Below are 14,647 nucleotides of genomic sequence, written 5' to 3'. Positions count from 1 at the left end.
GCTGAAGATAGGCGAGGCGCGACGGTTTTGAACGTCCTCAGCTGGCCGGATCGGGCCGCCGCCGCAGGATCTTCCACACGCCCGTGCAGGTCGCCGCGACCCGGCCCCGGCTCGTCACGTCGCCGCGCAGGAAGACCAGGGTGCCGGTGCGCTGGACGACCTGCGGCACCAGCGTCGCCACCTCGCCGATGCGCAGGGCCGCGATGAACTGCATCTCGAACTGCACGGTGACGCAGTTCGCGCCCTCGGCCGCCGCCATCGCGGTTACGCCGAGCGCCCGGTCCGCGAAGGTCATCAGCATCCCGCCCTGCACGACCCCGATCAGGTTGGCGTGCTTGGGCTCGGCCCGGAACGCGTAGGAGGCCGGCCCCTCGCCCTCGCGCACGAAGATCGGGCCGACGAGGTCGACGAAGCCGGGATCCGTGAAGGGATGCCAGCCCTGGGAGGGGTCGAGGTCGCTCATGGCGAGGGCTTACCCGAGCCGGCGCGCCTCCCGCAACGCCGCCCCGCCCGGCGCCCTGCCCTGCGTCGTCTCGCCGACCTTGCCTCCGGCAGGGCAGGGTTCCAAACTCCACGGTCTGGTGCGGATCGGGGCGGATCCGGGAACCACCGCGAGCAGAGGATCCCCCATGACCCACGGCAGCGCGCCGGCCCCCGCGACCTCCCTCGACGACGGCATCGTCGCCGCCGCGGAAGCCTGCCTCGCTTCGGTCGGACGCGCCCGCGACGCGATCCACCAGGTGATCTTCGGCCAGGAGCAGGTCGTGGACCTCGCCCTGGTGACCATCCTGGCCGGCGGCCACGGGCTCCTCGTCGGTCTCCCGGGCCTCGCCAAGACCAAGCTCGTCGAGACCCTCGGCACCGTGCTCGGGCTCGACGCCCGCCGGGTCCAGTTCACCCCGGACCTGATGCCCTCCGACATTCTCGGCACCGAGATCCTCGACGAGGACCAGGACCGCCACCGCTCCTTCCGCTTCGTGCGCGGCCCGATCTTCAGCCAATTGCTGATGGCCGACGAGATCAACCGCGCGAGCCCGCGCACCCAGTCGGCCCTGCTGCAGGCGATGCAGGAGCACTTCGTCTCGGTGGCGGGCGAGCGGCACGAATTGCCGCGCCCCTTCCACGTCCTCGCGACCCAGAACCCGATCGAGCAGGAGGGCACCTACCCGCTGCCCGAGGCGCAGCTCGACCGCTTCCTCCTGGAGATCGACGTCGGCTACCCGGACCGGGCGGCGGAGCGGCGCATCCTGATCGAGACGACCGGCGCCGAGGAGCACCGGCCGCAGGCGGTGATGACCACGGACGCGCTCATCGCCGCGCAGCGCCTCGTGCGGCGCCTGCCGGTGGGCGACCGGGTGGTCGACGCGATCCTCGACCTCGTCCGCGCCGCCCGGCCGGAGGGCGGCGACGCCGCGGTGGCGCCCAAGCTCCTCTGGGGGCCGGGGCCGCGGGCGAGCCAGGCCCTGATGCTGGCGGTGCGCGCCCGCGCCCTGATCGAGGGCCGCGTCGCGCCCTCCGTGGAGGACGTGGCGGCCCTGGCCGAGCCGGTGCTCAAGCACCGCATGGCGCTCACCTTCTCGGCCCGCGCGGACGGCGAGACGATCCCCGGCCTGATCGGCCGGCTCGCCTCGCGCCTCTAGGGCGCGGCATGCCCTCGACCCGCGTCCTCGACGCGACGCAGCGCGCCCCCGGGCGGCGCGAGACCGAGGGCGCCCTCGCCCTCGCCCAGCGGATGCCGCGCCTGATCCTCGAGGCGCGGCGGGTGGCCTCGACCCTGGCGCACGGGCTGCACGGGCGGCGGCGGGCCGGGCCCGGCGAGAGCTTCTGGCAGTTCCGCCCCTTCGTAGCGGGCGAGGCGGCCGGCCGCATCGACTGGCGCCGCTCCGCCCGGGACGGGCGCCTCTACGTCCGCGAGCGCGAGTGGGAGGCGGCCCACACGGTCTGGATCTGGGTCGATCGCTCGGCCTCGATGGGCTTCGCCTCCAGCCTGGCCCAGGCCCCGAAGGTCGAGCGCGCCCTCGTGCTCGGCCTCGCCCTGGCGGATTCCTTCGTGGAGGCGGGCGAGCGGGTGGGGCTGCTCGGCCTCGCCCGGCCGCAGGCCTCGCGCGCGATCGTGGAGCGCGTCGCCGAGGCCCTGGCCGCCGATGCGGGCGGGCTCGACGAGGACCTGCCGCCGCGCGCGCCCGTCGCCCGCTTCGACGAGGTGGTGCTGATCGGCGACTTCCTGAGCCCGCCCGAGGAGCTGCGCGCCACGGTGGCGGGCATCGCCGGCGCGGGCGGGCGCGGGCACCTCGTCGCCGTCGTGGATCCGGTGGAGGAGACCTTCCCGTTCGCGGGCGAGGCCGAGCTGCACGACCTGGAGGCCGGGATCTCCCTGCGGGTCGGCGACGCCGCGGCCTGGGGCGAGGCCTACCGGGCGCGGATCCGGGCCCACCGGGACGCGCTGGCCGAGATCGCCCGCGGTCACGGCTGGACCTTCAGCCTCCACCGCACCGACCGTCCGGCGAGCGAGGCGGCGCTGCGCGTGCTGACGCTCGTGGCGGCGCGCGGCGCCGGTTGAGGAGGCGGACCGGATGTTCGGACTTCCCCTGACCTTCGCCGCGCCGCTCGCCCTGGCGGCCCTGCTCGCCCTGCCGGCCCTCTGGTACCTGCTGCGGGTGACGCCGCCGCGGCCGCGGCGGATCGACTTCCCGCCGCTGCGCATCCTGGCCGACCTGCTGCCCGAGCGGGAGACCCCCGCCCGCACGCCGCCCTGGCTGATGATCCTGCGCCTCCTCGCGGCGGCCTGCCTGATCCTCGCGGTGGCGGGGCCGGTCTGGAACCCGGCCGCCCCGGCGGTCGGCGACGGGCGCGCGCCCCTCGTCCTCGTCCTCGACAACGGCGCCACCGCCGCGCAGGATTGGCGCGACCGGGTGCGGGTCGCGGGCGAGGAGGTCGAGGCCGCCGCCCGGGCCGGGCGGCCGGTGGCGCTGCTCGCCACGGCGGCGGCGCCCGCCGGCCTGGAGGCGACCGGCCCCGGCCCGGCGCTGGAGCGCCTGCGCGCGGTCAAGCCCCAGCCCCACCTCGCGGCGCGGGACGCGCACCTGCCCGCCCTGACGGGGTTCCTCGAGCGCAATCCCGGCAGCGCCGTGGTCTGGATCAGCGACGGGGTCGCCGGGGTCGACGAGGGCCGCTTCCCGGCCGGCCTCGCGGAGGCGGCCTCCCGCACCGGCGCCGCCGTCACGGTGCTGAAGGGCGACCGCGCCCCGGCCCTGGCGCTCGCCGGGCCGGAGGGGAGCGGCGGGCGGATCGGCGTCCGGGTGCTGCGCGCCGAGCCGAACGGCCGCGACTCCGGCACCGTGCGGGCCCTCGACGCCAAGGGCCTGCCGCTCGCCGAGGGGGCCTTCGCCTTCGCGTCGGGCGCCACCGAGGCGGAGACCGGCTTCGACCTGCCGGTCGAGATCCGCAACGCCATCGCGCGCTTCGAGGTCGCGGGCGAGCGCTCGGCCGCCGCCGTGACCCTCGCGGACGAGCGCGGGCGCCGCCGGCGGGTCGGCCTCGTCTTCGGCGGAACCAGCGACCAGGCCCAGCCCCTGCTGTCCCCGGTCTACTACCTGTCGCGCGCGCTCTCGCCCTTCGCGGACGTGCAGGAGCCGCGGGGCGGCAAGGGCGTGGCGGAAGCGATCGGGCAGATGCTCGATGCGCAGGTCTCGGTGCTGATGCTCGCCGATGTCGGCGCCCTCGACCCGGCCACGCAGGAGCGCGTCGCGGGCTTCGTCGACAAGGGCGGGCTCCTCCTGCGCTTCGCGGGGCCGCGCCTCGCGGCGGGCAGCGACGACCTCGTGCCGGTGCGCCTGCGCCGCGGCGGCCGCGTGCTCGGCGGCGCCCTCTCCTGGGACAGCCCCAAGACCCTGGCTCCCTTCCTGCCCGAGAGCCCCTTCGCGGGATTGCGGGCCCCGGCCGATATCGGGGTGCGGCGGCAGATCCTCGCCGAGCCGGACGGCGACCTCGCCCGCCGGACCTGGGCGTCGCTGCAGGACGGCACGCCGATCGTGACCGCGGCGAAGCGCGGGGAGGGGCTGATGGTTCTCGTCCACGTCACGGCCGACACGACCTGGTCGAACCTGCCGCTCTCGGGCCTCTTCGTCGACATGCTGCGCCGGACGGTGGCGCTCGCCGGCTCCGCGCCGCCGCCCGACGGCGGCGCCCAGGCGGGACCGCCGCCGGTCCTGGCGCCGCGCCTCGCCCTCGACGGCTTCGGCGCCCTCGCCCCGCCCCCCGCCACCGCGCGGGCGATCCCCGCCACCTACACCGACCGGGCCAGCGCGGAGCACCCGCCCGGCTTCTACGGGCCGCTCGACGGCGGCCTCGCGGTGAACGCCCTCCGGCCCGACGACCGGCTGCACGCCCTCGACTTCGCCCCGCTCGGGGCGGCGCGGTTCGGCGGCCTGTCGGAGGCGGCGCGGCGCGACCTGCGCGGGCCGCTCTTCCTGCTCGGGCTGCTGCTCCTCGTCCTCGACACGCTGGCCACGCTGTGGCTCGGCGGGTTCCTCGGCCTGATGGCGGCCCGGCTGCGCCGGCCCGCCGCGGCGGCGCTGCTGCTGCCGGCCCTCCTCGCGGGCCTCCCGGGCGCGCCCGATCCCGCCCGGGCGGCAGAGCCGGCCGCGAACCGGCCGAACGGCATCGAATCCGCCCTCGTCACCCGCATCGGCTACGTGCTGACCGGCGACGCCACCGTGGACGAGACCAGCCGGGCGGGCCTGACCGGCCTCACCCAGATGCTGGCGAGCCGCACGGCCCTCGAACCCGGCGAGCCCGCCGGCATCGACCCGGCGCGGGACGAACTCGCCTTCTATCCGCTGATCTACTGGCCGGTCGTGCCGAGCCGCCCGCAGCCGGGCGAGCAGGCGATCCGGCGCATCGACGCCTTCATGAAGAACGGCGGCACCGTGATCTTCGACACGCGCGACGCCATGATGGCGCGCTCCGGCGGCCCGCCCACCGCCGAGGCGCTCTATCTCCAGCGCATGCTCTCGACCCTCGAAGTGCCCGAACTGGAGCCGGTGCCGCGCGACCACGTGCTCACCAAGGCCTTCTACCTCGTGGATTCCTTCCCGGGCCGCTACGCCAACGGCCAGACCTGGGTCGAGGCGCTGCCGCCGGCCGGCGACGGGGCCGAGCGGCGGCCGGCCCGCGCGGGCGACGGCGTCTCGCCGATCGTCATCACCGGCAACGACCTCGCCTCCGCCTGGGCGGTGGGGCGCCGGGGCGAGGCGCTCTATCCGGTGGTGGGGGGCGACCCGCGCCAGCGCGAGATGGCGTTCCGGGGCGGGGTCAACCTCGTGATGTACGCCCTCACGGGCAACTACAAGGCCGACCAGGTGCATGTCCCGGCCCTGCTGGAGCGGCTCGGCCAGTGAGGGCGGGCGCGATCGGGGCGGCCGGGCCGGGTGCCCGCCCGCGCGCCCGCGGCCGGGCCGGCGGAGCTGAGGACCATCGATGCTGAGCCTGAGTGTCTCGCCCCTCGTTCCGACCGCGCTCCTGTGGGGGCTTGCCGCCGCGGTGGGTCTGCTCGGCCTCGTGGCGTTCGTGGCCCGCGGCCCGGTGGCGCTCCTGCGCGTCCTGGTCCTCGGCCTTCTGCTCGCGGCCCTCGCCAACCCCTCCCTGGTCCAGGAGGACCGCGAGCCGGTCAAGGACGTGGCCGCGGTGGTGATCGACCGCTCGGGCTCGCAGATGCTCGGCGGCCGCCCGGCCATGACCGAGCAGGTCCGGGCCGAGCTGCAGCGGCGCTTCGGCGGCCTCGCGGAGATCGAGCCCCGCTTCATCGAGGTGCCGGAGGTCGGCACCGACGAGGGCACCAAGCTCTTCACCGCCCTCTCCAACGCCCTCGCGGACGTGCCGCCCGACCGGCTCGCCGGGATCGTCATGGTCACGGACGGGGTCGTGCACGACATCCCGGCCAGTGCCGCCGCCCTCGGCGTCAAGGCGCCCCTGCACGTCCTCGTCACCGGCCATCCGGACGAGCGCGACCGCCAGATCCGCCTGATCGAGGCCCCGCGCTTCGGCATCGTCGGGCGCGAGCAGACGATCCGCGCCGAGGTGATGGAGCGCGGCGGCACCGGCTCGGCCACCGTCACGGTGCGCCGGGACGGGCAGGAGGTGGTTCGCCAGACGGTGCGCACCGACCGGCCCTTCAGCCTGACCCTGCGCATCGAGCATGGCGGTCCCAACGTCGTCGAGATCGAGGCGGAGGCGCTGCCGGGCGAGCTCACCACCGCCAACAACCGCGCCGTGCTGCCGATCGAGGGCATCCGCGAGAAGCTGCGGGTGCTCCTCGTCTCCGGCGAGCCCCACGCCGGCGAGCGCACATGGCGCAACCTCCTCAAGTCCGACGCCAACGTCGACCTCGTCCACTTCACCATCCTGCGCCCGCCGGAGAAGCAGGACGGCACCCCGATCTCCGAACTCTCCCTGATCGCCTTCCCAACCCGCGAGCTGTTCCAGCAGAAGATCAAGGATTTCGACCTCATCATCTTCGACCGGTACGCCAACCAGAGCGTGCTGCCGTCGAGCTACTTCGACAACATCGTCCGCTACGTGCGCGAGGGCGGGGCGCTGCTGATCGCGGCGGGGCCGGAATTCGCCTCGGCCGCGAGCCTCGCGCGCACCCGCCTGGCGGCGATCCTGCCCGGCGAGCCGAACGGCCGCGTGGTCGAGCGGCCCTACAAGGCGGCCCTGACCGGCAGCGGCCAGCGCCACCCGGTCACCCGCGACCTGCCGGGCTCGGAGGCGAGTCCGCCGGCCTGGGGCGACTGGCTGCGGCTGATCGGGGCCGAGATGCGCCCCGGCATCACGGCGATCCTGGCGGGGGCCGAGTCCATGCCCCTGCTCGCCCTCTCGCGCGAGGAGAAGGGCCGGGTCGCGCTGCTCCTCTCCGACCACGCCTGGCTCTGGGCCCGGGGCTACCAGGAGGGCGGCCCGCATCTCGACCTGCTGCGCCGCCTCGGCCACTGGCTGATGAAGGAGCCGGCCCTGGAGGAGGAGGCGCTGCGCGCCGCCACGACCGGCCACGGCCGCGAGGTCCGGGTCGAGCGCCAGACCATGGCGGATTCGGCCGAGCCGGTGACCGTGACCGCGCCGAGCGGGGCCACCCGCACGCTGACCCTCGACCCCGACCGGCCCGGCCTGTTCGCGGCGACCTTCGAGGCGGGGGAACTCGGCCTGCACACCCTGCGGTCGGACAGCCTCGTCAGCTTCGTCAGCGTCGGCCCGGCCAATCCGCGCGAACTCGTCGACGTCTTCAGCGACACGGAGCGCCTGCGCCCGCTCGCCGAGGCGACCGGCGGCTCGGTCCGCCGCCTCGCGGAGGCGGGCGGCGGCGTCGTCGTGCCGCGGCTCCAGATCGCCCGCTCGGGCCGCCTCGCCGGGGCCGAGTGGATCGGCTTCCGGCCGAGCGACAGCGCGGTGGTGCGGGGCGTCTCGGTCTACCCGCTGGCGCTCGGCCTGGTGGCGCTGGCGCTGCTGGCGGCCGCGGTGCTGGCCATGTGGCTCGTCGAGGGACGGCGCGGGCGGGCGTGAGCCGGCACCGGCCGCGCGATCGGGGGCGAGCGGCGTTGCTTATCCGACATCCGACGGATCGCTTCGCCATCTCCCATTTCGGCAATGCGGATGTCGGCTTCGCTCAAGCGCCGCGCAGGCTCGTCAGACGCTGTCCGGACGTGATCGTCCGGAGAGCGGATCACGCCCCGCCGACGATCGCCCCCGACACCCCGTCGAGGGCGCCCTCGCGCAGTTCCAGCACCAGGAAGCGGGCCGGGTCGACCGGTCCCGGCAGGACCAGGCGCCGCGGCGGGACCGGCCGGAAGCCGAAGCGGGCGTAGTAGGGCGCGTCGCCCACGAGCAGCACCAGCCCGTGCCCGCCGGCCCGGGCGGCGTCGAGGGAGGCGTCCATCAGCCCGCCGCCGATGCCGCGGCCGCCGAAGGCCGGGTCGACCGTGAGGGGGCCGAGCACCAGGGCTGGCGCGCCGCCCGCCCGCGCGGGCGTGACCCGCACCGAGCCGACGAGGAGCGTCCCCACCAGGGCCGTGAAGGAGAGGGCGGGCAGGTGCGCCACCCCCTCGCGCAGGCGGTAGGCGGTGCGCGCGAAGCGGCCGGGGCCGAAGGCGCGCTCGTGCAGGCGGCCGATCGCGTCGCTGTCGCCCGCGCGCTCGGGGCGGATCACCAGGGGCAGGGAACTCACCGGACAACCTCGGGCAAGGGGAAACGGACGGGCGGCGTCACGGCCGAGATCGTCGCGCGTCCTGGCGCCGGGCTCCCATGTCGTGCTCCCCTGCGGCCCGGAGGCGGGCCCCTGCGGCCCGGCGGGCCCTTGCGGCCCGAAAGCGGGCCCGTGCGCCCCGCGAAGGGGCCGCCCGCCCGATAGCAGCGCCCGCGCTCCGGTGCAAACCCGCCCGCGGCATCCGCCTTGCTTGACGGGTTCGCGCAGGCGGCGGGCCGCGGACCTCCCCAAGGGGGCTCCCCAAGGGGGCTCCCCAAGGGGGCTCCCCAAGGGGGCTCCCCAAGGGGGCTCCCCAAGGGGGCTCCCCAAGGAGGCTCCCGAAGGGGGCTCCCGAAGGGGGCTTGCGGAAGCCGAACCTTCGCCGCTTGATGACGCCGCCTTGCCGGATCAACCACGGAACCGACCATGCCGACCTTCCCGTCCGCCCCCTCGCTCCGGCCGCACCTCGCCCGGGTGGCCCTTGCCCGGGTGGCCCTTGCCCGGGCGGCCCTTGCCCTGGCGGCCCTGGCCGTCGCGGCGCTCGGGACGCCGCGTCCCGCCGCCGCCGAGGATACGGTGCCGGCCGTGGTCCGCATCGCCACCGAGGGCGCCTACGCGCCCTACAATTTCACCAAGCCGGACGGCAGCCTCGACGGCTACGAGATCGAGCTCGCCCGCGAGATCTGCAAGCGCGCCAAGCTCACCTGCGAGTTCGTCGTGCAGGATTGGGACGGCGTGGTACCGGGCCTGCAGGCCAAGAAGTTCGACGCCATCATGTCGGGCATGACCATCACCGAGGCGCGCCAGAAGGTGATCGACTTCACGCGCCCCTACAGCGGCGACTTCTCGGGGCTCGCGGTCGACGCCGACGGTCCCCTGGCCAAGCTCCCGCTCGGCGACCAGAAGCTCAGCCTCGCCACCGACGAGGCGCAGGCCCAGAAGGCCATCGACGCCATCAAGCCGCTGCTCAAGGGCAAGACCATCGGGGCGCAGGTCTCGACCATCCACGCCAACTTCCTCGACAAATATCTGAAGGGCACCGTCGAGATCCGCGAGTACAAGACCACCGAGCAGCACGACCTCGACCTCGCGGCCGGGCGGATCGACGGGATCTTGGCCAACGACGCGGTGCTGCGCGCCACCGCCGAGAAGCCCGAATTCAAGGGCAGCATCGTGCTGGCCGGTCCGCGCTTCCGCGGCGGCATCCTGGGCCGCGGCGTGGCGATGGGCCTGCGCAAGGGCGAGGCGGCGCTCAAGGCCCGGCTCGACGAGGGCATCGGCGCGGTGATCGCCGACGGCACCCTGAAGACCCTCTCGATCAAGTGGTTCAAGGTCGACATGACCCCCTCCGAGTGACCGGGGGAGACCGGATCGGTGCAGAGTCTCGCGCTCCTCGGGCCGTCCGGCTGGGGCCCGGCCCTGCTGCTCGCGGCCGCGACCACGATCGCCCTCGCGCTGTGCGGCTTCCTCGTCGGGGCCGCGATCGGGGCGCTCGCGGCCTGCGCCAAGCTGGCGGGTCCGGCGCCGCTCGCGGGGCTCGCGGGCCTCTACACGACGATCCTGCGCGGCGTGCCGGACCTCCTCGTCATCTACCTCCTGTATTTCGGCGGCAGCGCCGCCCTCGGGTCGGTGGCGGGGCTGTTCGGCGCCACCGGCTTCGTCGGGTTGCCGCCCTTCGCGGTCGGCGTCGGCGCCCTCGGCATCATCTCGGGCGCCTACCAGGCCGAGGTGTTCCGCGGTGCCTACCTCGCCCTCGACCGCGGGCTGATCGAGGCGGCCCGGGCGGTCGGCATGTCGCCCGCGCTGCTGTTCCGGCGGGTGGTGGCGCCCCTCGTCGCCCGCACCGCGCTGCCGGGCCTCGGCAACGTCTGGCAGATCCTGCTGAAGGATTCGGCCCTGGTCTCGGTGACGGGCCTCGTGGAGCTGCTGCGCCAGGCCCAGGTCGGGGCCGGCTCGACCCGCCAGCCCTTCACCTTCTACCTCGCCGCCGGGGCGCTCTACCTCCTCATCACGAGCCTGTCCTCCTGGGGCTTCGCCCGGGCGGAGGCGCATGCGCGACGGGGCACGCCGTGATCGACCTCGCCTTCCTGCAGGCGACCCTCGTCGCCTTGTCGCGCGGCCTGCCGCTCACGCTCGGCCTCACCGCCGGGTCGCTCGCCTGCGGGGCGGTGCTGGCGCTGCTCGCGGCGGCGGCGCGCCTCTCCGGCATCGGGCCCCTGAGCCTCCTGTCCCGCGCCTACGTCTTCGTGTTCCGCGGCACGCCGCTCCTGGTGCAGCTCTTCCTGATCTATTACGGGCTCGGCCAGTTCCGGCAGGACCTGCAGGCCCTGAACCTGTGGTGGTTCTTCCGGGAGCCGTATTGGTGCGCGCTGTTCGCGCTCAGCCTCAACACCGGCGCCTACACGGCCGAGATCGTCCGGGGCGGGGTGCTGGCGGTGCCGCACGGGGCGCTCCTCGCCGGGCGCGCCTGCGGCATGTCGCGGCTGACGCTGCTGTCCCGCGTCACCCTGCCGCTGGCGGCGAGGCAGGCCCTGCCGGCCTACGGCAACGAGGTCATCCTGGTGGTCAAGTCGACGGCGCTCGCCTCCACCATCACCATCATGGAGGTGACCGGCATCGCCCAGAAGCTCATCGCCCAGAGCTTCCGGGCGCTGGAGATCTTCTGCTGCGCCGCCGCCTTCTACCTCGCCGCCGTGAGCGCGATCATCGCCCTCGTGCGCCTCGCCGAGGCGTGGCTCGCGCCCGACCTGCGCGCGCGGCCCGCCGCGCTGCCGCGCCCCGCCTGATCCGGAGAATTCCGTGCTCGCTCCCGCGCCTTCCCGTCCGGTGGCCGTCGCCGTCCAGGGGCTCTCCAAGCGCTTCGGCACCCTGGAGGTGCTGCGCGAGGTCTCGCTGTCGGCGCGGGAGGGGGAGGTGGTGGCGATCCTCGGCGCCTCGGGCTCCGGCAAGTCGACGCTCCTGCGCTGCATCAACCTGCTCGAACTGCCCGACGCGGGCGAGATCACGCTCGGCCGCGAGACCGTGGCGTGGCGCGCGCGCCGCGGCGGGCGGGTGCCGGCCGACCGCGCCCAGGTGGAGCGCATCCGCGCCCGGGCCGGGATGGTCTTCCAGAGCTTCAACCTCTGGCCGCACCGCACGGTGCTGGAGAACGTGATCGAGGCGCCGGTCCACGTCCAGCGGCGGTCCCGGTCGGAGTGCGTGGCCGAGGCCGAGGCGCTGCTCGCCAAGGTCGGCATCGCCGACAAGCGCGACCATTACCCGGCCCACCTCTCAGGGGGGCAGCAGCAGCGCGCCGCCATCGCCCGGGCGCTGGCGATGCACCCGCAGGTGCTGCTCTTCGACGAGCCGACCTCGGCCCTCGACCCGGAGCGGGTGGCCGAGGTGCTCCGGGTGATGCGGGGGCTGGCCGAGGAGGGGCGCACGATGCTGATCGTCACCCACGAGATGGCCTTCGCCCGGGAGGTCGCGCACCGGGTCGTGTTCCTGCACGAGGGCCGGATCGAGGAGGAGGGCGAGCCCGAAGCCCTGTTCGGCGCGCCACGCTCCGAGCGGCTCAGGCAGTTCCTGGCGCGGGGCGGGTAGGGGCGGCGGTGCCGCCGCCCGGCCGGACCGCCTACCAGCTCGGCAGCACCGCGCCCTTGAACGTCGTCTCGATGAAGGCCTTCACCTCCGGCGAGCGGTAGGACTCGACCAGGGCCTTGACCCAGGGCTTGTCCTTGTCGGCGCTGCGCACCGCGATCACGTTCACGTAGGGGCCCTTGGGCGCCTCGCGCAGGAGCGCGTCGCTCGGCTTGAGGCCGGCGGGCGTCGCGTAGTTGGTGTTCACCGCCGCCGCGTCGACGTCGTCGAGGGAGCGCGGCGTCTGGGCCGCGTCGACCTCGATGAAGCGCAGCTTCTTGGGGTTCTTCACGATGTCGGCGACGGTCGGCTTGAAGCCGACGCCCTCCCGCAGGGTGATCACCCCCTTGTCCTGGAGCAGCAGCAGCGAGCGCCCGCCATTGGTCGGGTCGTTCTGGATCGCGACCGTGCCGCCGTCCGGCACCGCGTCCCAGGACGTGTGCCGCTTCGAGTAGATCCCGAGCGGGAAGTTCACGGTGAGCGCCACGCTCTCGATCTGGTAGCCGCGATCGGCCTTCTGGTTGTCGAGGTAGGGCTGGTTCTGGAAGGAATTCGCCTCGATCTCGCCGGCCGAGAGGGCCTCGTTCGGGACCACGTAGTCCGAGAACTCCATCACCTGCAGGTCGAGGCCGTGCTTGGCGGCGACCGGCTTGACCGCCTCCAGGATCTGGGCGTGCGGGCCGGGCGTCGCCGCGACGCGGACGCGCTCGGCGGCGGCGGCGGGCAGGGCGGCGGCAGCGGCGGCGAGGGCCGCCGCCAGGGTGAGGACGCGCAACATCGTCTGGAATCTCCGGGGATTGAGGTCAGGCTTGGCGCAGGCGCTTGTTGAGGCGCCGCGCGAGGCGGTCGCCCACCGTCTGCACGGCCTGGACGAGGAGGATCAGCACCGCCACGACCGCGACCATCATCTCGGGCATGAAGCGCTGGTAGCCGTAGCGGATGCCGAGATCGCCGAGCCCGCCGCCGCCGACCGCCCCGACCATGGCCGAGAACCCGATCAGCGACACCACCGCCAGGGTCAGGCCGAGGACGATGCCGGGCAGCGCCTCGGGGATCAGCACCTTGAGGACGATCTGGAGCGGGCTCGCCCCGAAGGCGCGGGCGGCCTCGACGAGGCCCGCATCGACCTCGCGGATGGCGCCCTCGACCAGGCGGGCGATGAAGGGCGTCGCCGCGACGGTGAGCGGCACGGTCGCGGCACCGGTGCCGATCGAGGTGCCGGCGACGAGCCGCGTGAACGGGATGATCGCCACGACCAGGATGATGAAGGGCGTCGAGCGGGTGGCGTTCACCACGAGGCCGAGCCCGCGATTCGCCAGCGGCGCCGCGAAGAGCTCGCCCCGCCCGCTGGTGGCGAGGAAGACGCCGAGCGGCAGGCCGAACAGGGTGCCGAGGCCGGCGGCGACCGCCACCATCCGCAGGGTGTCGCCGGTGGCGACGAGGAGGAGGCGCAGGAGTTCAGGCGACATCGGGACGGCCGGAGGAGGACGGGGCGGAGGGCGGGATCGGCCAGGCCGAGGCGGGGAGGCTGCCCAGCACCTCGACGCCGAGCTGGCGCGCGGCGAGGAAGGCCTGCGCCCGGGCGGTGACGCCGGGCGCGGCGGAGACGCCGACCACCAGGGTGCCGAAGGGGCGCCCCGCGATCTCGTCCACCGTCCCGGAGAGGATGCAGGCCTCGACCCCGCCCTCGCGGGCGAGCTGCGCCAGGACCGGGTCGGTGGCGTGCGGCCCCCGGAAGGTGATGCGCAGGACGTTGGTCTCGCCCTGGCCCTCCGGGCGCAGCTGCGCCGCCAGGACCGGCGGCAGGGCGCGGCCGGTTTCCCGGTCGAGGAAGCTGCGGGTGATCGCCGCCCGCGGGCGGGTGAAGACCTCGAACACGTCGCCGCTCTCGGCGATGCGGCCGTTCTCCAGCACCGCGACCTCGTGCGCGATGGCCCGGATCACCGACATCTCGTGGGTGATGAGCAGGATGGTGAGGCCGAGATCCCGGTTGATCCGCCCGAGCAGGTCGAGGATCGCGCCCGTGGTCTCGGGGTCGAGGGCGGAGGTCGCCTCGTCCGAGAGCAGCACCTTGGGGTTGGTGGCGAGGGCGCGGGCGATGCCGACGCGCTGCTTCTGCCCCCCCGAGAGTTCGGCCGGGTAGCGGTCGCGCTGCTGCGTCAGCCCGACCAGGTCGAGGAGTTCGTCGACCCGGGCGCGGATCGCCGCGCGCTCCGCGCCGGCGATCTCCAGCGGGAAGGCGACGTTCTCGGCCGCGGTGCGCGAGGACAGGAGGTTGAAGTGCTGGAAGATCATCCCGATGCCGCGCCGCTCGCGCCGCAGGGCGGCCTCGGGCAGGCTCGAGATCTCGGCGCCGTCCACGACGACGCGGCCGCGGCTCGGCCGCTCCAGCCCGTTCACGAGGCGGATCAGCGTTGACTTGCCGGCGCCCGAGCGCCCGATCACGCCCAGCACCGCGCCGCGCCGCAGGCTGAGGTCGATCCCGTCGAGGGCCGCGACCGGGGCCGCGCCGCGCCGCGCCGGGTAGGTCTTGGCCACGCCGTCGAGCCGCACCAGGGCGTCGGGGCTGCCGAGCCGGTCCGCGAGGTCGGGGGGCGTCGGAACGCGGAAGGGCGCCGTCACGGCCGGGCTCCCGCTTGGTTGAGGATCGCGTGCTGCATCGTCGTCCGTCGGTGATCGTCGCCCGGAGAGAAACCGCGCGGCGGCCGTCATGTCAACCGAAACGTTCTTTTTGCAGAACACCCCGGTGGGGAAGGCCGTGCCGCGGCGCGGCCCGCCAGGAGGAGGATCTCG

The 14,647-nt window shown here is 74.8% G+C and carries 13 protein-coding genes; 8 read left to right on the top strand and 5 right to left on the bottom strand.

The features are described 5' to 3' along the window. Positions 1-37: 37 nt before the first annotated feature. The gene (locus MET2598_RS0102700) at positions 38-463 is read right to left on the bottom strand and encodes a PaaI family thioesterase (RefSeq protein ID WP_012334209.1); all 426 of its coding nucleotides are present in this window, start codon (positions 461-463) and stop codon (positions 38-40) included. A 166-nt stretch (positions 464-629) separates the two neighbouring features. On the opposite strand from MET2598_RS0102700, the gene MET2598_RS0102695 reads away from it, so the two are divergent. The 4 genes from MET2598_RS0102695 (at position 630) to MET2598_RS0102680 (ending at position 7,557) form a co-directional block, all read left to right on the top strand. After that, the gene (locus MET2598_RS0102695; protein WP_012334210.1) at positions 630-1,640 is read left to right on the top strand and encodes an AAA family ATPase; all 1,011 of its coding nucleotides are present in this window, start codon (positions 630-632) and stop codon (positions 1,638-1,640) included. Between the two features lie 8 nt (positions 1,641-1,648). Continuing rightward, positions 1,649-2,560, top strand: coding sequence for a DUF58 domain-containing protein (locus tag MET2598_RS0102690; protein WP_018259800.1), 912 nt, complete (start codon positions 1,649-1,651; stop codon positions 2,558-2,560). 13 nt (positions 2,561-2,573) lie between these two features. Further along, positions 2,574-5,399 carry a DUF4159 domain-containing protein gene (locus MET2598_RS0102685; protein WP_012334212.1) on the top strand — a complete coding sequence of 942 codons (2,826 nt, stop codon included), beginning with the start codon at positions 2,574-2,576 and terminating at the stop codon, positions 5,397-5,399. Between the two features lie 79 nt (positions 5,400-5,478). Further along, positions 5,479-7,557 (top strand): membrane protein, encoded by a 2,079-nt coding sequence (locus MET2598_RS0102680; RefSeq protein ID WP_018259799.1) that lies wholly within the window; start codon positions 5,479-5,481, stop codon positions 7,555-7,557. Positions 7,558-7,717: 160 nt separating this feature from the next. Here MET2598_RS0102680 and MET2598_RS0102675 read toward each other — a convergent pair whose 3' ends face one another. Beyond that, complete coding sequence (locus MET2598_RS0102675) at positions 7,718-8,218, bottom strand: GNAT family N-acetyltransferase (protein WP_012334214.1); 501 nt, start codon at positions 8,216-8,218, stop codon at positions 7,718-7,720. A gap of 444 nt (positions 8,219-8,662) precedes the next feature. Between MET2598_RS0102675 and MET2598_RS0102670 the strand changes: the two genes are divergently transcribed. From MET2598_RS0102670 to MET2598_RS0102655, 4 genes are read left to right on the top strand one after another with little or no spacing between them, the layout of a single operon-like run. Continuing rightward, positions 8,663-9,592, top strand: a complete 930-nt coding sequence (locus MET2598_RS0102670) for a transporter substrate-binding domain-containing protein (protein WP_018259798.1) — start codon at positions 8,663-8,665, stop codon at positions 9,590-9,592. Positions 9,593-9,610: 18 nt separating this feature from the next. Further along, positions 9,611-10,309 (top strand): ABC transporter permease, encoded by a 699-nt coding sequence (locus MET2598_RS0102665; protein ID WP_012334216.1) that lies wholly within the window; start codon positions 9,611-9,613, stop codon positions 10,307-10,309. Further along, positions 10,306-11,022, top strand: coding sequence for an ABC transporter permease (locus tag MET2598_RS0102660; RefSeq protein WP_018259797.1), 717 nt, complete (start codon positions 10,306-10,308; stop codon positions 11,020-11,022). Before MET2598_RS0102665 ends, MET2598_RS0102660 begins: the two co-directional genes overlap by 4 nt. A gap of 13 nt (positions 11,023-11,035) precedes the next feature. Then, a complete protein-coding gene (locus MET2598_RS0102655; RefSeq protein ID WP_026190468.1) occupies positions 11,036-11,818 on the top strand; it encodes an ABC transporter ATP-binding protein in 783 nt (260 codons plus the stop codon). Between the two features lie 31 nt (positions 11,819-11,849). On the opposite strand, the gene MET2598_RS0102650 is transcribed toward MET2598_RS0102655, so the two are convergent. The 3 genes from MET2598_RS0102650 to MET2598_RS0102640 are packed head-to-tail and all read right to left on the bottom strand — an operon-like array spanning position 11,850 to position 14,476. Further along, positions 11,850-12,632 (bottom strand): MetQ/NlpA family ABC transporter substrate-binding protein, encoded by a 783-nt coding sequence (locus MET2598_RS0102650; protein WP_018259795.1) that lies wholly within the window; start codon positions 12,630-12,632, stop codon positions 11,850-11,852. 25 nt (positions 12,633-12,657) lie between these two features. Then, on the bottom strand, positions 12,658-13,323 hold the full coding sequence (locus MET2598_RS0102645) for a methionine ABC transporter permease (protein ID WP_012334220.1): 666 nt from the start codon (positions 13,321-13,323) through the stop codon (positions 12,658-12,660). Then, complete coding sequence (locus MET2598_RS0102640; protein WP_018259794.1) at positions 13,313-14,476, bottom strand: methionine ABC transporter ATP-binding protein; 1,164 nt, start codon at positions 14,474-14,476, stop codon at positions 13,313-13,315. The genes MET2598_RS0102645 and MET2598_RS0102640 overlap by 11 nt, the downstream gene beginning before the upstream one ends. Positions 14,477-14,647 lie beyond the last annotated feature (171 nt).

It is taken from the genome of Methylobacterium sp. WSM2598 (genome assembly GCF_000379105.1).
Lineage (GTDB): Bacteria > Pseudomonadota > Alphaproteobacteria > Rhizobiales > Beijerinckiaceae > Methylobacterium.
Note: the sequence above shows the minus strand (reverse complement) of the source record. Positions and strands in the feature narration are given on the sequence as shown.